The sequence below is a fragment of the Caballeronia ptereochthonis genome, assembly GCF_001545075.1.
GTDB classification, from domain to species: Bacteria; Pseudomonadota; Gammaproteobacteria; order Burkholderiales; family Burkholderiaceae; genus Caballeronia; species Caballeronia ptereochthonis.
Genome location: NZ_FCOB02000011.1, coordinates 48,182 through 66,304, shown reverse-complemented (window position 1 = coordinate 66,304; position 18,123 = coordinate 48,182). Strand labels below are relative to the sequence as shown.

At 64.5% G+C, this 18,123-nt stretch carries 19 protein-coding genes; 8 read left to right on the top strand and 11 right to left on the bottom strand.

The genetic code is table 11. The annotated features are described in order from the left end of the window. The first annotated feature begins 259 nt into the window (after window positions 1–259). The 6 genes from AWB83_RS13525 to AWB83_RS36485 all read left to right on the top strand — a co-directional run bounded on the left by AWB83_RS13525 (window position 260) and on the right by AWB83_RS36485 (window position 5,957). The gene (locus AWB83_RS13525) at window positions 260–1,369 is read left to right on the top strand and encodes a sugar ABC transporter substrate-binding protein (RefSeq protein WP_087046194.1); all 1,110 of its coding nucleotides are present in this window, start codon (window positions 260–262) and stop codon (window positions 1,367–1,369) included. Further along, complete coding sequence (locus AWB83_RS13520) at window positions 1,369–2,379, top strand: ABC transporter permease (protein WP_087046050.1); 1,011 nt, start codon at window positions 1,369–1,371, stop codon at window positions 2,377–2,379. Before AWB83_RS13525 ends, AWB83_RS13520 begins: the two co-directional genes overlap by 1 nt. Continuing rightward, entirely contained in the window at window positions 2,379–3,167 is a 789-nt protein-coding gene (locus tag AWB83_RS13515; protein ID WP_087046048.1) for an ATP-binding cassette domain-containing protein, read from the top strand. Before AWB83_RS13520 ends, AWB83_RS13515 begins: the two co-directional genes overlap by 1 nt. Before the next feature lie 48 nt (window positions 3,168–3,215). After that, the gene (locus AWB83_RS13510) at window positions 3,216–3,959 is read left to right on the top strand and encodes a FadR/GntR family transcriptional regulator (RefSeq protein WP_087046046.1); all 744 of its coding nucleotides are present in this window, start codon (window positions 3,216–3,218) and stop codon (window positions 3,957–3,959) included. A gap of 306 nt (window positions 3,960–4,265) precedes the next feature. Further along, window positions 4,266–5,645: a glycoside hydrolase family protein gene (locus AWB83_RS13500; protein WP_244197720.1), complete on the top strand. Its 1,380-nt coding sequence runs from the start codon at window positions 4,266–4,268 to the stop codon at window positions 5,643–5,645. A 159-nt stretch (window positions 5,646–5,804) separates the two neighbouring features. After that, window positions 5,805–5,957 (top strand): hypothetical protein, encoded by a 153-nt coding sequence (locus tag AWB83_RS36485; RefSeq protein ID WP_159463052.1) that lies wholly within the window; start codon window positions 5,805–5,807, stop codon window positions 5,955–5,957. 30 nt (window positions 5,958–5,987) lie between these two features. Here AWB83_RS36485 and AWB83_RS13495 read toward each other — a convergent pair whose 3' ends face one another. From AWB83_RS13495 to AWB83_RS13450, 10 genes are all read right to left on the bottom strand, one after another. Continuing rightward, the gene (locus tag AWB83_RS13495; protein WP_087046041.1) at window positions 5,988–6,308 is read right to left on the bottom strand and encodes a Rieske (2Fe-2S) protein; all 321 of its coding nucleotides are present in this window, start codon (window positions 6,306–6,308) and stop codon (window positions 5,988–5,990) included. An 8-nt stretch (window positions 6,309–6,316) separates the two neighbouring features. After that, the gene (locus tag AWB83_RS13490) at window positions 6,317–7,147 is read right to left on the bottom strand and encodes an intradiol ring-cleavage dioxygenase (protein ID WP_087046193.1); all 831 of its coding nucleotides are present in this window, start codon (window positions 7,145–7,147) and stop codon (window positions 6,317–6,319) included. A gap of 5 nt (window positions 7,148–7,152) precedes the next feature. Then, on the bottom strand, window positions 7,153–8,217 hold the full coding sequence (locus tag AWB83_RS13485) for a maleylacetate reductase (protein WP_087046039.1): 1,065 nt from the start codon (window positions 8,215–8,217) through the stop codon (window positions 7,153–7,155). Window positions 8,218–8,230: 13 nt separating this feature from the next. Further along, on the bottom strand, window positions 8,231–9,694 hold the full coding sequence (locus AWB83_RS13480) for an aldehyde dehydrogenase family protein (protein ID WP_087046037.1): 1,464 nt from the start codon (window positions 9,692–9,694) through the stop codon (window positions 8,231–8,233). Between the two features lie 88 nt (window positions 9,695–9,782). Beyond that, a complete protein-coding gene (locus tag AWB83_RS13475; RefSeq protein ID WP_087046034.1) occupies window positions 9,783–10,778 on the bottom strand; it encodes a hydroxyquinol 1,2-dioxygenase in 996 nt (331 codons plus the stop codon). A 44-nt stretch (window positions 10,779–10,822) separates the two neighbouring features. Then, on the bottom strand, window positions 10,823–11,314 hold the full coding sequence (locus AWB83_RS13470) for a cupin domain-containing protein (protein ID WP_087046032.1): 492 nt from the start codon (window positions 11,312–11,314) through the stop codon (window positions 10,823–10,825). A 148-nt stretch (window positions 11,315–11,462) separates the two neighbouring features. Then, on the bottom strand, window positions 11,463–11,897 hold the full coding sequence (locus AWB83_RS13465) for a nuclear transport factor 2 family protein (protein ID WP_087046030.1): 435 nt from the start codon (window positions 11,895–11,897) through the stop codon (window positions 11,463–11,465). A gap of 30 nt (window positions 11,898–11,927) precedes the next feature. Continuing rightward, window positions 11,928–12,317 carry a c-type cytochrome gene (locus AWB83_RS13460; protein WP_087046028.1) on the bottom strand — a complete coding sequence of 130 codons (390 nt, stop codon included), beginning with the start codon at window positions 12,315–12,317 and terminating at the stop codon, window positions 11,928–11,930. Beyond that, on the bottom strand, window positions 12,314–14,038 hold the full coding sequence (locus AWB83_RS13455; protein WP_087046192.1) for an FAD-dependent oxidoreductase: 1,725 nt from the start codon (window positions 14,036–14,038) through the stop codon (window positions 12,314–12,316). Before AWB83_RS13455 ends, AWB83_RS13460 begins: the two co-directional genes overlap by 4 nt. A 24-nt stretch (window positions 14,039–14,062) precedes the next feature. After that, the gene (locus AWB83_RS13450) at window positions 14,063–14,950 is read right to left on the bottom strand and encodes a transporter (protein ID WP_087046025.1); all 888 of its coding nucleotides are present in this window, start codon (window positions 14,948–14,950) and stop codon (window positions 14,063–14,065) included. A gap of 333 nt (window positions 14,951–15,283) precedes the next feature. Between AWB83_RS13450 and AWB83_RS13445 the strand changes: the two genes are divergently transcribed. Then, window positions 15,284–16,138 carry an AraC family transcriptional regulator gene (locus tag AWB83_RS13445; RefSeq protein ID WP_244197719.1) on the top strand — a complete coding sequence of 285 codons (855 nt, stop codon included), beginning with the start codon at window positions 15,284–15,286 and terminating at the stop codon, window positions 16,136–16,138. Between the two features lie 21 nt (window positions 16,139–16,159). Continuing rightward, on the top strand, window positions 16,160–17,125 hold the full coding sequence (locus tag AWB83_RS13440; RefSeq protein ID WP_087046021.1) for a LysR family transcriptional regulator: 966 nt from the start codon (window positions 16,160–16,162) through the stop codon (window positions 17,123–17,125). A 6-nt stretch (window positions 17,126–17,131) separates the two neighbouring features. Here the strand turns inward: AWB83_RS13440 and AWB83_RS13435 are convergent, their stop codons facing one another. Beyond that, window positions 17,132–18,052 carry an AEC family transporter gene (locus tag AWB83_RS13435; RefSeq protein WP_087046019.1) on the bottom strand — a complete coding sequence of 307 codons (921 nt, stop codon included), beginning with the start codon at window positions 18,050–18,052 and terminating at the stop codon, window positions 17,132–17,134. Window positions 18,053–18,123: the final 71 nt, after the last annotated feature.

The window sequence follows — 18,123 nt, the reverse complement described above, 5'->3', positions numbered from 1 at the left end:
GCTAATCGCAACGGCGAATGACGCTGCATATAGTTTGTCTATTGAAGCCGGGGCGCGGGCTTCGCATATCCCAACTATTAGTTCAAAACACCGCGCTTTCGAACGACCCTCTCGCGCACTGCTCGTATCGTCATCCGCAACTGTCTCGTCTTTCGGTCATGAAAGCCGCATGTGAATGACGTGCCGTGAAACCCAGTATCTGAACGTGATCGACGACGAGTCGACCCATCGACCAACGAAGAAGAGACCGGAGGAAGACATGGCGCAAAATCGGGATGAAGACGCAAAGGACGGCAACAGCCTCATCAGTTCGGGCCGGCGCGGGCTCATGCAGGGCGCGGGCCTGGGCGCCGCGCTATCGTTGCTGGGCGGCGTGAGCGGCGCGGGCGGCTTGATTTCGACCGCGCAGGCGGCTGAAGCGGCGTTCCCGCAGCACAAGAAATGGAGGATCGTGTTCGTCAATCACGTGACGACCAATCCATTCTTCGTGCCGACGCAATACGGCATTCAGGACGCCTGCGCCATGTTCGGCATGGACTACCAGTGGACCGGCTCGGCCACGTCCGATGCGGGCGAGATGGTGCGCGCCGTGAACTCCGCGATCGCCGCGAAAGCCGATGCGATCGCCGTGCCGATCGTCGATCCGAACGCATTCGACAAGCCGATCCAGGCCGCGCTCGACGCCGGCATTCCGGTGTTCGCCTACAACGCCGACGCGCCGCGCGGCAAGAGCAATCCGCGTCTCGCGTATATCGGCCAGGACCTGTATCTGTCCGGTTATCAGATGGGCGAGCGCATCGCGAGCCTGATCGATAGCGGCATGGTCGCGCTGTTCATCGCGACGCCGGGGCAGCTCAACATCCAGCCGCGCCTCGACGGCGCGAGCGACGCGATCAAGAAGTCGGGCAAGAAGATCGACATCCAGACGGTCGCGACCGGCGCGACCGTCAACGAAGAGCTTTCGAAGATCAAGGCGTTCTATCTCGGCCACCAGGATCTGAAAGGCATGTTCGCCGTCGATGCGGGCAGCACGCAGGGCGTCGCGCAGGTGATGAAGGAGTCGAACCTGCCTTCGAAGGGCGTGCATGGCGGCGGCTTCGACCTGCTGCCGCAGACCATCCAGCTCATTCATGAAGGCTTCCTCGATTTCACCATCGACCAGCAGCCGTACGTGCAGGGCTTCTATACGGTGATGGAAGCGTTCGTGTTCCTGGCGTCAGGCGGGCTCGTCGGGCCGGCGAACATCAACACGGGTCTGAAGTTCGTGACGAAGGACACGGTCGAACCGTACCTCAACACGTCGACGCGTTACGAAGGCAAGACCACCAAGCCGCAAATCGTGCCGATGAAGGGCGCGATCAAGTCGTGATGAACACGGTGAACGAACCTCGCAAGGCGGAAGCGCCCGCGCGGACACCACCTCCGCGCGGTGCGTGGATGTCCCACTGGGCGCCCGAGCTGCGCATCCTGCTCGTGGCCGCGCTGCTCGCGGCCTACTTCCAGTTCGTCAATCACGACTTCCTGCTGAGCAATGCGAGCCTCGTCAATCTCTCGCAGTTCGTCGCTCCGGTGGCGATCATCGCGTTCGGCGAAATCATGCTGATGATCGGCGGCGACATCGATCTGTCGGCGGGCATGGTGTTCGCGTTCGCGCCTTTCATGATGGTGTTCGCTAACGACGCGGGCGCGCCGATGTGGCTCGCGATGATCGCGGGACTCGTCGCCGCCGCGATCATCGGCTTGGTGAACGGCGCGGTCACGGTCTATCTTCGCCTGCCCTCGTTCGTGACGACGCTCGGCACGCTCTTTCTGATCAACGGCATCACGCTCACCGTGTCGCGCGGCACGCCCGTCGCGACGCCAGGCTCGCCGGAGTTCGCCGCGGTCATGGGCGCCTGGGGCTATAGCGAAATCATCTGGACCGTGGGGATCGCCTTCGTCATGCACACGCTCTTGCGGCATACGCGCTGGGGCCTGCATACACAGGCGGCGGGCGCCAATTCGCTCGGCGCGAGCGAGGCGGGCATACACGTGAACCGGTTGCGCCTCGGCAACTTCATACTGGCCGCGATGCTCGCGGGCTTCACGGGCATGCTCGAAGGCTTTCGCATCACCTCGATCGATCCGCAGGCGGGCGGCAACCAGATCATGTTCCTCGCGGTCGCCGCCGCGGTGATCGGCGGCACGCCGCTGACGGGCGGCTCGGGCACGATCGTCGGCGGCCTGCTCGGCGCGGCGGTGCTCGGCATCCTGAGCGACGGCTTCACGCTCATCGGCATCAACGCGTTCACGTTCAACATCATTCTCGGCGCCGCGATTCTCGCCGCGATGATCTTCAATATTCACGTCGGGCGCATTCGCCTCAGAGGAGGCCGGTGATGGCAGAACCGCAAGCGGCTTCCGCCGAACTCGCGCTGCGCGGCGACGATCTCGTCAAGCGCTTCGGCGCGGTGACGGCGCTCGACGGCGTCTCGCTCACGCTCGGCCGTGGCGAAATTCTCGGCATTCTCGGCGACAACGGCGCGGGCAAGTCCACGCTCGTCAAGATCCTCACGGGCTTTCATCAGCAGACGAGCGGCACGCTGCACGTGCACGGCGAGGAGACGCTGCTCAAGTCGGTCGATCACGCGCGCGCGCTCGGCATCGAATGCGTGTATCAGGATCTCGCGCTCGCGAATTCGCTGTCGATCTATCACAACATGTTCCTCAATCGCGAGATCGTGCGGCGCGGACCGTTCCGTCTTCTCGATCACAAGCAGATGCGCGAGCGCGCGGCGCAATGTCTCGACGACATCGGCGTGCATGTGCCGTCCGTCGACCTGCCGGTCGAGCGCCTGTCGGGCGGCCAGCGGCAGGCCATCGCGGTCGCGCGCGCAGTGCATTCGAACGCGAGGATCCTGCTGCTCGACGAACCGCTCGCCGCGATGGGCGCGCGCGAGGCGGCGCTCATCATCGATCTCGTCATGCGGCTGAAGGAGAAAGGCGGCCTCTCCATCATCATGATCATGCACAACTATGCGCAGACGCTCGACATCGCGGATCGCATCATGCTGATGCAGCGCGGGCGCGTGACGTACGAGCAGCGCAGCGCGAACACGTCGGTGGCGGAGTTGATGGACATCGTGAGGCGGGAATATCGGGCGATGCGCGCAACGACGACGCATTGAAGCTAGTCGATTGAGCCAGTTGCGGTGAACTGGCGTGGCCGGACAATCATGGATTACCGCAACCCCAAGCAACGCAAGAGCATGCACGGGCGCATCGTGCAGGAGCTCGGCATGCAGATCGTGAGCGGCGTATTCGCGCCGGGCCAGCGTCTGCCCGCCGAGCCCACGCTCTGCGAGGCCTATGGCGTGAGCCGTCCGGTGCTGCGCGAGGCGACGCGCGTGCTCGTGGCGAAGGGGTTGGTCGTCTCCAAGCCGCGCGTGGGCAGCGTCGTGCGCGCGCGCGATCAGTGGCACATGCTCGACCCCGACGTGCTCGTGTGGACCATCAGCCGTCTTCCGGAAGGCGAGTTCTTTCGCTCGCTCATGACCGTGCGTCAGATCATCGAGCCGGCCGCCGCCGCGCTCGCGGCGATCTCCGCCACGGACGACGACATCGCGCGCATCGGCACCGCCTATGAACGCATGGAGGGCGCAACGACGGCGGCGGAGCTGCTCGATCCCGACCTCGAGTTTCATCGCGCGATCATGGCGGCGACGCACAACGACATGCTCGCGTACATCGGCAACATGCTGTCGCTCGCGCTCACCGAGTCGATCAAGCTCACGAGCCGCCATCCGAATACCCACGCGCTCTCGCTGCCGCGCCATAAGGCGATCTTCACGGCGATCGCCAACCGCGATGCGCTCGCCGCGCGCCAGGCAAGCGTCGTGCAGCTCGACAACGCGCGCGCCGATGCCAACTCGATACTCGGCGGCTCGGCGCTGGAGCCCGAGCGACCGCTGTCGAAGTAGAAATTTCCTGATCCGGCAGGACTCCGCTTTCCTTCGCGCCACGCGCCCCTCAAGTCTCCCGCTTCCCCGCCGTAAACCCAATTGAGACCGGCTCCTGCACGGTCTCTTCTCCGCCCCTTCCTTCCCCGCAGCACCTGTCGTGGAATGGCTCACTGGGGCTCTTGCGACGAGCATTCCACACGTCCTCGCGTTCCATCCGACGCGGGATAAAGGTCCGTCATCGGTCCGTCCGCTTTCCGGACGACTCGCGGAACGCGCACCTACTTCGTGGACAAGAAATCTGACCATCCAGTAGCGCGCTTTGACATGACGATCTTCGTACACATCCGTACTCGTGCTTTCCGCTTTTTCCTGATTCCCTTGCCGCGCGGTTCGGCCGCGTTCGCTGCGGCGGTCGCTGCGAGCGTGCTGCTCGCCGCATGTGGTGGCGGTGGTGGTGGCGGTGGCGGCGGCGACAGCGGGAGCAACGCTTCGGCTGCCAACACGACGCGTAGCGGCACCTCGTCCGCTTCCGTGACTGCTCCGGCGGCGGCCACCGCTGCCTCCGGCGTCGATCCTTCGCAGACCAGCACCACGAGCCCGACGTCATCGTCGAGCTTCGCGGCCGCGCCCGCGACGACCGCCACGGTCGCGAGCGACAGCGCACCCGCCAGCGGTACTACTTCTTCCGCAAGCGGCACGTCTTCCCCAAGCGCAGCCTCGCCCGCGAGCGCCGCTTCTTCGACGACCGGCGACACGACGCCTCCTGTCGCGCCCGCCCCGGCAGCGAAGATCTTCTACGGCGTGAACGGCCACAACAACGAAGGCGGCGCGTACGACATCTCCAGCCCGGCGCTTCAACTCTCGCAACTGCAGGACCTCGGCGCGAAGTTCTATCGCAACGAGGTGTATAGCCAGGGAACGGCGATCAAACTCGCTGGCATCGCCCAGTTGATGGCGGCCGGCGGCGTGACGGTGTATCCCGTCATGCTGATGGGCATCGACGACTTCAACGACGAGAACGAAGCGTACAGCGCCGGCTTCGCGCTCGGACAGCAGACGGCGAGCTCGCGCCGCTACCCGTACTACGAGGTCACGAACGAGATGGAAGCCGAAGCGCTCGTCGGCAACGTGGACGGCGTCTATCCGCAGGACTACGACAACGAGAAGTTCAAGAAGCTGCGCGGCGTGATTCGCGGCATGATCGCGGGCATCAAGTCGGTGGATCCGTCCGGCAAGATCATCATGGGCGGCGGCACCTGGCTGCACTACGCATTCGACCAGATGCTCGCAGCCGGCACGCAGCCCGACGGCAGCATCGGTCATCCGGTCGTCGAATGGGACATCACCGCATGGCACTGGTATTCGGACCAGGGCGACATCACGCACGCGTGCGGCGGCACCGGATGCCATAACGTGCTCGACACGCTCCACGCGTTCGGCAAGCCGATCTGGATCAACGAGTTCGGCGTGCGCCCGACCTACGGCACCGATCAGCAGATCGCCGCATATCTGATCGGCAACCGCATGATGGCGCAGTTCGTGGCGCTCGCTTCGACCTACGACATCGAGTCGATTCAAAGCTACGAGCTCTACGACGATCCGCCCGGCGGCGAAGGCGCGTATGGCCTCATCAAGAACGACGGCCTCACGCCGAAGCCCGCCTATACCGCTTACAAGAACTTCGTCGCGGCAAATCCCATGTGAGCGGTGCGCCGCTCGCCCGACGCGACGCAATCGGGTGTCCGCGTTCTTGTCCAAATCCCGCAGGGTTCCTGCATTGATTCCATGTGGTCGCCGCGCCGGTTGAACGGCGCGAACACAGCGACCGCATAAATCAGCCCTTTGCCGCCGGGAGACAGCGCCATGCAATGCGTGCAATTCAGGAACCGGAATCTCAAACTGGCGGGAAACCTCTATCTTCCGGAAGGTTTCGACGAGCGCGAGCGCCACGCGGCTATCGTCGCGTTTCATCCGGGCGGCGCCGTCAGGCTAACGCAGTTCGGGTATGTGGGCTAGCCACGGAAGACAGTTAGTTGCGCCCGAGGATCAAGCAGGATTCTCGTCGTCGATCAGGACGTGCCCATTCTCGATCCGGATCGGAACGCGCACGAGACTCGCGCCGAGACAAGGCCCGTCGATGCACGCGCCATCCTCGAAGCGAAACATCGCGCTGTGATGCGCGCACATCAGAAGCCCGCCGTCGTAGGTCCAGAATGCATCCGGCTCGTAGTTGAGCGGAATCGAGAAATGCGGGCACATGTTGCGATAGGCCCATGCTTCGTCACCGCGACGCAGCACGAGAATCGCGGGCGCCGCTTCGAGGCCGCCGCCATCGGGCACGTCGGCGAGCGCGCAGATCGATTGCATGGAACCGCTCACGTCCGCTCCTTCGCGATCAGCGTGAAATCGCGCGCCACATCGAAGCCCGTGTCGCCCGGCACATACTCGATCACGAGCGAGGGCTTCACGCCGAACACCGCATCGGAGCGCACGTAGGGATCGTCGGCGGAATAGAGCGCGGTCGTGAGCTGCTCGTAGCCCGGCGCATCGATGAGGAAGTGGATGTGCGCGGGACGCATCGGATGACGTCCCGTCGCGACGAGCATCCGGCCCACGGGACCATCCGTCGGAATCGGATAGCTCGTCGGCTTGATCGAATGAAACGCATACGCCCCTTCCGCATTCGTGCGAAAACGGCCGCGCAGGTTGCCTTCCGGCTGATCGGGGTCCTGACCTTCGTACATGCCGTTCGGCGCGGTCTGCCAGACCTCGATCGTCGCGCCTTCAACCGGCTTGCCGTTCAGATCGCGCACGACGCCATGAAAGAACACCGGCTCGCCGTCGCTCTGCGCGATGTTCGCGCCGAACGCCGATTCCCTCACCCCATCGCGATAGAACGGGCCGAGCAGGCTGCTCTCGGTGGCCGCGTCCTCGTGATGCTGGTTGATGTCGTCGAGTACGATCGAAAGCCCCAGCGTATCCGACAGCAGGATGAACTCCTGCCGAATGCCGTCGCACTTCTTCCCGGTCGCGGTGAGGAACTCGATGCCGCGTCGCCATTCGTCGTGCGTGAGGCGCACTTCGCGCGCGAAATCGTGCAGGTGCCGCACGAGCGCGGTGACGATTTCCTTCGTGCGCGCATCGGCACACGCGCCGAAGGAATCGGTCACGGATTGCGTCAGCGTTTCGTTCGTCGGATGAGTCATGATCATCACTCCCGGTTGGGCGCGCGGCCTTCGTATGCCGCTTCGATGAGCGCACGCAGCGGTGCGCGTTCGACCGGCCGCGGGTTCCAGTACGGACTCTTCAACGCGACATCGACGGCGATATCGATATCGCCTTCCTTCATGCCGATGTCTTTCAGCGCCGTCGGTGCGCCGTTCGCGCGCGCGAGTTCGAACGCGCCTTGCGCGGCATCGCCCGAGCCGAGCGCGCGCGCGATACGCTTCATCGCGTCCGGCGCGGCTTCGCGGTTATAGGCGAGCGCGTGCGGCAGAACGATCGTATGCGTCTCCGCGTGCGGCAGATTGAACGTGCCGCCGAGCGTATGACACAACTTGTGATGCAGCGACATGCCGACGCTGCCGAGCACCGCGCCGCACAGCCACGCGCCGTAGAGACAATCGCCGCGCGCATCGGGATCGTCCGGTTGCGCGACCACCTTGCCGATGCCTTGCGCCAGCGCGCGAATGCCCTCTTCCGCCATCAGGCTCACCACCGGATTCGCGTCCTCGGCATAGAGCCCTTCGGCAGCGTGCGCGATTGCGTTGATGCCGCTCGTTACCGACAGCGAGGCGGGCAGCGAGACGGTGAGCAGCGGATCGTAGATCACGGTCTTCGGCAGCACGCGCATGTCGCGGCCCGTCTTCTTCAGGCCCGCTTCGGTGAGGCCGTAGATGGGCGTCATCTCCGAGCCGGCGTACGTGGTCGGCACCGCGAGTATCGGCAGCGAAGAGGTCAAGGCGATCGCCTTGCCGAGACCCGTCGTCGAGCCGCCGCCGATGGCGATCGCGCAATCCGCGCCGACGCGCTCCGCATAGTCGCGCGCTTCTCGCGCGGTTTCGACCGGCACGTGCATCACGGCCTTCGCGAACACGCCTGCCGCGCGAGGCCCGATGCGTTCGGCAAGCGCTTCGGCCTGAACACGCTGCTGCGGCGTCGAGAGGACGAGCGCGCGATGCGCGCCCAGAAGTTCGATCTCGCGTTCGAGATGTTCGATGCTCCCCGCACCGAACACCACACGCGACGGCATGCCCTGATAGACGAACGATTGCATGACTTTGAGGCGCTCAGCGCGGATAGTAAGGCGGAATATTGGCGTCGACGTTCACCCACACGGACTTGGCCTGAGTATATTCGCGCATCACCTCGAAGCCCATCTCGCGGCCATAGCCGCTCGCGCCGACGCCGCCGAACGGCGATGCCGGGCTCACGCGCTTGTAGCAGTTGATCCACACCATGCCGCTCTTCAGTTGCCGCGCGAAGAGATGCGCGCGTTGCAGGTCGCGGGTCCAGAGTCCCGCGCCGAGGCCATATTCGGTGCCGTTCGCAATCGCAAGCGCTTCTTCGTCGGTCTTGAACGTGCTCACCGTGACGAACGGGCCGAATACCTCCTCCTGCGCAACGCGATCCGTCGGCTTCGCCTGCACGATGGTCGGCTCGACATAGCAGCCCTTTGCAAGCGCTGCGCCATCCGGCGCCTTGCCTCCAGCGAACACGCGGCCGCCCTGCTCGCGCGCCACGTCGACATACGACAGCACGCGGTCCCGATGCATCTGCGACGTGAGCGGCCCCATCTCCGTCGATGGATCGAGCGGATCGCCGATTCTGATCGAGCGCGCGAGCGACGTGAAGCGCTCCAGCAACTCATCGGCGATGGATTCGTGCACGATCAGCCGCGACGCCGCGATGCACGCCTGCCCCTGGTTGTGGAAGATGCCGAACGCCGAGCCCTGCACGACGGCATCCAGATGGGCGTCGCTGAACACGACGTTCGCGCCCTTGCCGCCGAGCTCGAGCTGCACCTTCTTCAGATTGCCGCTCGATGCCTGGACGATCTTGCGCCCCACCGCCGTCGATCCGGTGAACGCGACCTTGGCGATGTCCGGATGCTCCGCGATGTATTGCCCGGCGATATGCCCGAGCCCCGGCAGCACGTTGACCACGCCCGCGGGAAAGCCGACCTGAGCCATCAATTCCGCAATCGCGAGGCTCGACAGCGGCGTCAGCTCCGCAGGCTTCATCACGACGCAATTGCCCGCCGCGAGCGCCGGCGCCATCTTCCAGCTCGTGAACATCAGCGGGAAATTCCACGGCACGACCTGACCGACCACGCCGACCGGCTCGCGCGTCAGATAGTTCAGGAAGCCCGCTTCGACCGGAATCACCGAGCCTTCGAACTTGTCCGCCATCCCGCCGAAATAGCGGAAGGTCGCGGCGGTGCGCGGCACGTCGAGGTTGCGCGTGTCGCGGATAGGGTGGCCCGTGTCCAGCGATTCGAGGCGCGCGAGTTCGTCCGCATTGGCTTCGATCGCGTCGGCAAGCTTGAGCAGCAGGCGTCCTCGATCGGCGGCCGCCATGCCGCTCCACGTCGGGAACGCCTTTTTCGCGGCTTGTACCGCGCGGTCGATGTCCTCGCGGCCGGCCATCGAGACTTGCGCGATCTCGCTGTTGTCGTGCGGATTCAGGGTCGCGAGCGTTTCGCCAGAGAGGGCTGGCACGAAGCGGCCATCGATGAAGAGTTGCGTTTGCATGTCTTGCTCGTGTCAAGGATTGAAGACGAAACATTCCCCGCGACGCCCGATGAAGGCGTCGTCGCATCAAGGAGGAACGTGGAAGGACTTAGAGCGCGACCGGATACGGCGGCAGCTCGCCGCTTTCGTAGCGCTTGGGCAGATCGGGCGTCGCGTTCTCCCAGACGAGCAGCATCGAGCGCTTCTGCGAATAGCCCTTGTGGCGGATATCGGCGGGCATCGCGGCGATGTCGCCCGCGTTCATGGTGATGCGGGCGCGCGGCTCGCCGGTGTCCTTGTCGGCGACGTCCCAGATGATCTGATCCGAAAGCTGCAGGAACCACTCGACGCGGTCGTTGCCATGAAACACCGGCAGCACGAACTCCTCCGTCGTCGGACAGAAGAGGCTCTGCTTGCACACGGAAGTGACCGAAGGATTCCACGTCACGTCCGAGCGCGACAGATACTTGAACAGGCTGAACGCATGCAGTTGCCCTTCGAATCCGGGCGCGGCATGGATCTCCGGCTCGTCTTGCGAAACATCCGCGAACTGGCGGTTCACCGGCAGGTCGTCCCGCAGGGGCGAGTCGCCTTCGAGGCCCGGCATGCGCTTCGTCGCGATGCGCGTGCGATCGATCGCCGCGATGTTGTCGCCGTGCTTCGCGCCGAATGCCGAACCGGTCTCTTCGGGGGCCGCGAACGGATCGAAGCCTTCGTTCACCCAGTCCTTCAGGATCGCCTTGAAGGTCGCCATGATGATCGGCGTCTCGAACTGCTGCGTGTAGTCGACGCCTGCATCGCGGAAGCTCGCGTTGTAGGCCCCGGCGTACATGTCCACCTTGCCGTAGTGATTGCGCGTGCCGATCACTTCGTCGAAGTTGACCCAGCCGTAGAAGAAGCCCCACGCGACGTCGCGCATCATCGCGCGCAGGAAGTCGTCGGCATGCATCTGATGCGAGCGCGTCTGTCCTTGCGCCGGCCACTTCACGGTGACGAAGTACGCGTCGCGGCTGAATTCGAAATCGCCGAGCCTGAAGGTGCGATAGCCGGTCGTCGCATCGGGGTCGGTCGCGACGACGCTCTGAAGAAATGCAGCGTGATCCATGATGATGTGCTCCGGAAGTTGGAAAATCGTTGGCGTATGCGGGTTCACTGAATGCAGATTTCCGCCCACTTCTCGACGGACGCCGAGCCTGCGATCGTCTGCACGAGCAGCACGCCGGTCTTCCGCGCTTCGAAGCGATAAGCCGCGCCCGCCGGCAGCAACGTCTGATGGCCGCGGCGCAGACGCACGAAGCCCATCTGCTGGCCTGAAGGCTCGCCTTCGAGTATCACCGTGCCTTCCGTGTCCTCGCCGACGAGCGGGCCATCCGAGGGCTTGATGAAATGCACGTCGATCTCGCCGTCGAGCGCGACCGCGAACTCATCGTGCGATGCGCTGAACCACGGCGACACGCCTTCCGCGCGCAGCGTTTCGATCACGTACTTGAGGTTCTTGCCGACCACGATCTTCTCGTACGGCGCGGCGCGGCTCGCGACTTCGAATACGTTGGACATCGCGTAATGTCCGGGCTGCCCCTTGATGATTTCGATGGTGCCCTTGCGATAGTTCTCGAGGCTTCCAAGGTAGGTCTGTTGCATGTCTGTCTCCATTGCTCCGTTGATCTTTCGCGGAAATTCGCAGCGCCGCCTTGAGGTCAAGATTAGGGCTGCGCCCGTCCCAAGGCAATGAATCGAGGTTCGCGTTTGCCGAACATCGCGTGCTCGATTGCGGCCCTAGGGAAAGTACTTATTTCTGCGCAAGCCACGGATAGCGTTGCGTATCGGCGCCTTCGTAGTCGGGGTCGAGATAGATGAAGCAGCGCTGAATCCTGAAGTCGCGGATCTCGAACACGTCGGTCCAGCGGCCCGCGTGCGTGACGCCGGCGCGCCAGTCGACGCCGCTCTTCGTCGTGCCGTAGCTCGTGCCTTCGACGACCACCGTGTCGCCCTGCTGGATCACGTTCAGATATGCGAGGTCGTGCTTGAACTTCGCGACGATCGAGCCCAGGTCCGAGAAGAGCTTTTCGAAGGCCGCACGGCCCGTCGCGATGCCCCATTTCGGGAAATAGACTTCGGCGTTGTCGTCGAAGAGATCGAAAAATGCTGCGCCGCGATCGAGCCTGCGCAGGTATTCGAGCGCGATGGTCTTGCGCTGTTCGTCGGTCATGGTGACGGTGTTCATGATTCGCTCCTGATGAGATTGATGTGTCGTTCAATGCAGCGTGCGCAGATAAGCGATGATCTTCTGACGCCTCGCTTCATCGCCTTCGAAATAGGTCATCGCGTTGCCGGGCGCGACCGATTGCGTATCGGTGAGCCAGGCGTCGAGCAGCTTTTCGTCCCAGACCTTGCCCGATGCGGCCGCCTTCATGCCCGCCGAATACTTGAAGCCCGGTTCTGAAGCCAGCGGCCGGCCGATGATCCCGAAGAGGTTCGGCCCCTGCCCGTTCGGTTCGCCCTTGCCGAAGGTGTGGCACACGGCGCAGTTGTTGGTCGCGAGCTTCCTGCCGAGCGCGACGGGGTCCTGCGGCGCGGCTTCCTGTGCATGGGCCGCGGCGCTGGCAAGCGTGAGCATCACCAGTAAGTTGGCGATCCGAATCATGACTGTCCTCCGTTTGCGGATTGCGCCGCACGATAGGCGAACGCGATGATCGGCCCGAGCGTGCCGCCGCCTGCCCAGTAGGCCCGTGCCGACGCCGACGCGACGCAGTTGCCGACGCCGTACAAGCCCTTGATCGGCTCGCCGCGCGTATCGAGCACTTGCCCGTGGGAGTTGGTCTTCGGTCCGCCCTTGGTATCGAGATTCCCCGCCACGATGAGCGCCGCGTAATACGGTCCTTTCGCGCTCAGCGGATACATCGTTTCGTTCTTCTGATCCGTCCTCTTCGCTGTAGGCCCGTTGAACAGCTTCTCGACGATGCGCTCGCCGCGATGAAAATCCTGATCGACGCCCGTCTTCGCGAAGCCGTTGAAGCGCTTGATGCTCGCGTCGAGGTTGCGCACGAAATCGTCGGACAGATCGAGGCCGCCTAGCGCGCTCCTGTATTTCGCGAGCCGTTCGCGGATTGCGCTCGCGAGCTCCGCCAGCGTGTTACCGCGCAGCACGTGCCGGTCGTTCGAGCCCTTCGGCACGATGAGGCTGCCGTAGTCGTCGCTCGCGCAGTGGTCCTGCGCCTGCTGGTCCCAGATCGAGATGAGCGTGAGGTTCGGATACTCGCCTTTCGCGCCGTCCCATTGCGAGAACGTCGCGCAGACTTCGTTATAGGCGAGCTTTTCGTTGACGACGCGCTTGCCGTACTTGTTCACGTAGATCATCGAATCGCCCGTCGGCGTGAAGACGCCGGAGAGCGAGCCGTCCTTCGCGATCGCCTTGTCGAGAGAAATCGGCGCCATCCACGAGTAGTTCATGTTGCGCAGCTGCACGTCGAGCGCGCTCGAGATGCGCACGAAATCGCCTTCGTTGGTGGGCGCCGCGCAGCCGCCATAGACCGCGCCGTGCAGGAAATTCTTGCGCAGTTCGGGGTCGTGCGTGAAGCCGCCAGTCGCGAAGATCACCGCCTTCTTCGCGTGCGCACGAAAGACCGTGCCCTCTTCCGTCAGCGATTCGACGCCGATCACCGCGCCCGACTCATCGACGAGCACCTTCTGCACGCGGTAACCCGTCCTGATGTCGATGCCGTCGCGCCTGGCCGCCGCGCTCATCGTGCGGATCGCGACGCGTCCGCCATCGGACATGCTCGGCAGGCCGTCCTTCGGAAACAGCACGCGGCCGCGCGGCGCCTTGTCCTCCGGCAATTCGGCCCAGTAGTCGGGCACCGCCGCTTCATGCCGGTATGGCAGCGCGCCCTTGCTCGCGAGCAGTTCCGCAGCGGGTGACGCGCTGTCGTAGATGGCTTCGCACATCTCGTACTCCCAGTCGGAAAGGCCGAGCTTCGGCAGCGACGGATCGTATTGCTCGGGCCGCGAAAGACGCGCGACGTAGCGCATGTAATCGGGCTTCGGATCGGCAATGCCCGCACGGCGCATCGGCTCGTTGTTCGGCACCCAGTACCAGAACGCGGCCTTCGCGGCCGTGCCGCCGACGCTGCCCGCCTTCTCCAGAATCGCGACGCGGTTGCCCAGCCAGCGCGAGAAGAGCGCGCACGGCAGACCGCCGCCACCGCCGCCGCACACGACCACGTCGTATTCCGCATCGAACCGGATTTCGCTCGCGGCGCGCGCGGACAGGGACACCGCGCCGAATGCGGCGGCGGCGGTTCCGGCCCCCGCGGCCTTGATGAAGTTGCGCCGCGACGCGGCAGGAAGTTGATTCGTCTCGCTCATCTTTGTCTCCATCGTTGGATATGCTCACCAGTAGTGCCACGCCTGCACGAGAATCCCGTTGGTGAGCGTGGTGTTGCGCCCGGAAACCGAGTGCTGGTACTGGATGGAAAGCTGGTCGTACATCTTCTGGTGCAGGAACGGCAGGCTGTTCGGCTTGAACTGGAACAGCACGCCAATGCCCACGGCCGTTTCGCGGCTCGCGCTGTTCGCTACCGGCATGAACGCCGTCTGGTTGAACGTGCCGCCGCTCGTCTGATAGTCGAAGCCGACGAAGGGAATCGCGAACGGGTTGTCGGGCGGCGAGAGGCTGTAGCCGACGCGCAGGTTCAGATGAAAGGTGTTGCCCGGGCTCAGGTCATCATGGCCCGAGCGTAGCGTGCGTCCACGCAGGATGCCGCCGACGAGCAGGTCCACGTTCACGTGCCCGTACCAGTCGTCGTAGAACACCGACGGCCAGAACGACCACGTATTGGTCGATACGCTGTCCTGCCCGATCGGCACCTGCACGTAGGCCTGAAACCCTAGCGTCGTCGCGGGCGCGGGGTTGTACCAGACGAGGCCGCCGACGAGCGGATCGCCAATCCCGCTCGCGGAAAACTGCGATCCCTGCGTGCGGATCTCGGGCACGGTGATGCTCGCGTTGAAGCCGACATGCGGCAGTGACGGCACCTTCCAGTAGTGGATGAACGTCGAGAGCCCGACGAAGGTGTTCGTGCCCGGTCCCGCCACCTGATTGCCATGCGAATCGAATGCACGGCTGTCGTGATTCCATTCGATGTTCTGGCCGAACGAATCGTAGGTGCCTTCGAAATCGGAGCTGAATTGCCAGGTCTGCGGACGGTCGGTCGCGAAGGGAATGCCCGATGCGTGCGCCGCGGCCAGCGGCATCATCGAGCAGGCCGCGCCCAGCATGGCGAGCGCGCATGTCTGGCGCCGAGGTCGTCTTGTCGTTCGTCTTGGTTGCCGCGGGTGCATCGTCGTCTCCGGTCGTTCATGTGTTGTGAGCGAACGTTACGAAGACGCGGCCGACGGGTCTTTCAGGTTTTGCGGATTACAGATTCCGGGCGGATCGGCGCGCGGTCGGGGTAAACACCGGGGTCAATCGGCGCACGCGACGTTCGCGAACGGCGACCCATCGGGCCGTGGAAGACGCCTTCCCTCGCATCTATACTCGCGTGAACAGCGGCATCCGATGGCGTTCCTTGTCGGAGCCGCGAAAAAAACACGGACATGGAGACAACGAACATGAGCGCCCTCATCGCGCCGGACGCGGCCGCCCGCATCGATCGCTTCAGCGCGGTCGCGGGCGCGCCGGGACTCGAATACTGCATTTCGGGACCACGGCCGTATTCGCTGGAACTGCGCAATTCGTCGGACATGATCTGCCTGTTGCTGGGCACGATCGTGTCGGAGACGCGCTACGACGACGGCCCTGCCGCACCCTTCACGTTTCGCGCCGAAACGGCCGCGTATCACCCGCGCGGCGGCAGCATGCGCATCGACGCGCACGACGTGCGGCACGGCTTCATCGCGTTTCGCTATTCGGATGCCTTCGTGAGCCGCATCGCCGATCGCAGCGCGGAGCCGTTGCGGCGCGCGGGCAGCCGCAGCAATCTCGGCGCCGATTCGATCCGTCATCTCGTGCGCTATGCGCGCCAGAAGGCGTCAGCGGAATCGCGCGCGGTCGATCCTTGGGAAATGCAGTGCGTCGCGACGCTCGCGTGGATCGAGACGACGCGGCAACTCGAACGCACCGCGCGAGCGTGCAAGTCCGCGCTGACGGACGCCGGCTTCGCGCAGCTCGAAGCGTATGTCGCGGACAATATCGATCAGAGCCTTTCCTGCGCCGATATCGCCGCCGAACTCGACTTGCCCGTGCGAGCCGTCTTCGATGGCGTGAAGGCGCGCACCGGCCATTCGCTCTATCGCTACGTGCTGGAGAAGCGCATCGGCGCGGCCGCGCAGATGCTGCGTACGGGCGACGCACCGCTCGTCGACGTGGCCGCCGCGTGCGGATTCTCTTCGCAACAGCACATGACGGCGCTCTTTTCCGAGCGGCTCGGCACCACGCCGCGGCGCTACAGGAACGGCGCGGCCTAGCGAAGCAAGACAGGAGACAGCATGGACCTCTTCATGTCGATGGAGGCGTTCGTCCGCGCGGCCGAAGCGCAAAGCTTCGCGAGCGCGGCGCGGCAGCTCGGCGTGGCGAAATCGGTCGTCACCTCGCGCGTGAAGCAGCTCGAGGAACACTTCGGCGTCGCGCTTTTTCATCGTTCGACGCGCGCGGTGCGTCTGTCGGAAGTCGGCGAATCGTACTATCGCGATTGTCTGTTGCTCGTCACCAAGGTGCGCGAGCTGTCGGGGCGCGCGAGCGCCGAAACGCAATCGCTGTCGGGCACGCTCAATGTTCATGTGCTGCCGGGCTTCGCGCTCGGGCACTTCTCGCAGGCGCTGATCGCGTTTCGCGAGGCGCATCCGCGCATCGAGTTCGTCGTAACGGTGAACGATCGCGTGATCGATCCGGTTCAGGAAGGCTTCGATCTGGCATTGCAGATCTATCCGCCGGCGTCCAACCTGCTCGTCGAGCGCAAGCTCTTCCCCGTGCGCGGCGTGCTGTGCGCGACGCCGGCGTATCTCAAGGAAGAGCCCGCCATCGAAACGCCGCTCGATCTCCTGCGCCACGATTTCGCACGCTACGCGCACTATCCGTGGGGCGACAACTGGCCGCTCATGAAGGGCAACGAGTGCTACGAGATCGCGCTCAACGCGGTGCTGAAAACGAACAGCGTGCATCTGCTGCTCGAGTTCGCGCGCGCGGGCGCGGGCGTCGTCTATCTGCCGACGATGGTCGCCGCGGGCGACCTGCTCGAACGCCGCCTCGTGCGCGTGCTGCCCGACTATGCGGCGCCGCCGTTGTGGCTGTCGGCGGTGTATCCGACTTCGCATCGCTCGACGACCAAGGTGAAGGCGTTCGTCGATTTCCTGCGCGAACGCTATCTGAGCGAGCCGCAATGGGACAAGGCGCTCGGCATCGCCCCGCCCGATGACGAGGAGCGCGACGTCGACGAGGAACTCGGCGACACGTGAAACGCGCTATACGAGATAGAGCCACGCGAGCAGCGTGACGATCGAGAAGAGCGTGGACATCGAGATGACGGCGCCCACCACCGGCTTTTCGACGTCGTATTCGACGGCGAGCACGTAGGCGCTCTTGGCGGTCGGCACCGCGGCGCACACGACCGCGGCAACGGTCGCGGTGCGATCGAGTCCTGCCGCGAAGCAGAGCCCATAGACGACGAGCGGCATCATCGCCAGCTTGAGCATCGTCAACAGCGCGTAGAGACTCAGGCGTTCGCGCAATTCGCCCAACGTCAGTTCGAGCCCGATGGCGAAGAGCGCGCACGGCGTCAGGGCTTCACCGAGTATCGTGAGGAACGACGCGACCGGTCCCGGCAATCCGAATCCGCCGATCGACCAGAGCAGTCCGCAAACGGTCGCGAGGATCACGGGGTTGGTCGCGATCTGCCGGATCAGCGGGGCCATGCGCAGCTTGCGCGAGGCGTCGTATCGATCGATTTCGAGCAGCACGACCAGCACGGGAAACATGATCGCGCCGACGAACACCGTCGCGACCGCCGCCGCGAGCACGCCAGGCTGGCCGTAGATCGTCTTCAATATGGGAAGCGCGACGAAACCGGTGTTGGTCATCGAGACGGCGGCGGCGAGCATGGCGCTCTTCCCCATGCTTGCGCCGCGTGCGATCCGCGCAATCGTCATCACGGCCGCGAAGCAGATCATCGAACCGCCGCCGAACGCGGCAAGAAAGCGCCAGTCGAGGAGCGAGCGCAGCGTCTCGTCCGCGATCGTCAGGAAAACCAGCGCGGGCATCGCGACATAATAGGCGAAGCGCGTCAGCGACGCGGCCAGCTCGCGCGGCATATAGCCCGAGATGCCCGCGAGCCATCCCGTCAGGATGATCGCGAAGATCGGAAGGATCGTGCCGGCGAGATGCATGGCGGGCTCCCATATCGGAGGGACGCGCAGGCGCGGGCGCGCGTCCCTGAATGGGCACCATTATCGGAGAA

Coding starts and splice junctions, on each gene's coding strand:
- AWB83_RS13435 (WP_087046019.1), bottom strand. CDS start 18,052: ATGCATCTCGCCGGCACGATCCTTCCGATCTTCGCGATCATCCTGACG.
- AWB83_RS13445 (WP_244197719.1), top strand. CDS start 15,284: ATGAGCGCCCTCATCGCGCCGGACGCGGCCGCCCGCATCGATCGCTTC.
- AWB83_RS13515 (WP_087046048.1), top strand. CDS start 2,379: ATGGCAGAACCGCAAGCGGCTTCCGCCGAACTCGCGCTGCGCGGCGAC.
- AWB83_RS13480 (WP_087046037.1), bottom strand. CDS start 9,694: ATGCAAACGCAACTCTTCATCGATGGCCGCTTCGTGCCAGCCCTCTCT.
- AWB83_RS13485 (WP_087046039.1), bottom strand. CDS start 8,217: ATGCAATCGTTCGTCTATCAGGGCATGCCGTCGCGTGTGGTGTTCGGT.
- AWB83_RS13455 (WP_087046192.1), bottom strand. CDS start 14,038: ATGAGCGAGACGAATCAACTTCCTGCCGCGTCGCGGCGCAACTTCATC.
- AWB83_RS13520 (WP_087046050.1), top strand. CDS start 1,369: ATGAACACGGTGAACGAACCTCGCAAGGCGGAAGCGCCCGCGCGGACA.
- AWB83_RS13490 (WP_087046193.1), bottom strand. CDS start 7,147: ATGACTCATCCGACGAACGAAACGCTGACGCAATCCGTGACCGATTCC.
- AWB83_RS13500 (WP_244197720.1), top strand. CDS start 4,266: ATGACGATCTTCGTACACATCCGTACTCGTGCTTTCCGCTTTTTCCTG.
- AWB83_RS36485 (WP_159463052.1), top strand. CDS start 5,805: ATGCAATGCGTGCAATTCAGGAACCGGAATCTCAAACTGGCGGGAAAC.
- AWB83_RS13465 (WP_087046030.1), bottom strand. CDS start 11,897: ATGAACACCGTCACCATGACCGACGAACAGCGCAAGACCATCGCGCTC.
- AWB83_RS13475 (WP_087046034.1), bottom strand. CDS start 10,778: ATGGATCACGCTGCATTTCTTCAGAGCGTCGTCGCGACCGACCCCGAT.
- AWB83_RS13525 (WP_087046194.1), top strand. CDS start 260: ATGGCGCAAAATCGGGATGAAGACGCAAAGGACGGCAACAGCCTCATC.
- AWB83_RS13460 (WP_087046028.1), bottom strand. CDS start 12,317: ATGATTCGGATCGCCAACTTACTGGTGATGCTCACGCTTGCCAGCGCC.
- AWB83_RS13470 (WP_087046032.1), bottom strand. CDS start 11,314: ATGCAACAGACCTACCTTGGAAGCCTCGAGAACTATCGCAAGGGCACC.
- AWB83_RS13510 (WP_087046046.1), top strand. CDS start 3,216: ATGGATTACCGCAACCCCAAGCAACGCAAGAGCATGCACGGGCGCATC.
- AWB83_RS13450 (WP_087046025.1), bottom strand. CDS start 14,950: ATGCTGGGCGCGGCCTGCTCGATGATGCCGCTGGCCGCGGCGCACGCA.
- AWB83_RS13495 (WP_087046041.1), bottom strand. CDS start 6,308: ATGCAATCGATCTGCGCGCTCGCCGACGTGCCCGATGGCGGCGGCCTC.
- AWB83_RS13440 (WP_087046021.1), top strand. CDS start 16,160: ATGGACCTCTTCATGTCGATGGAGGCGTTCGTCCGCGCGGCCGAAGCG.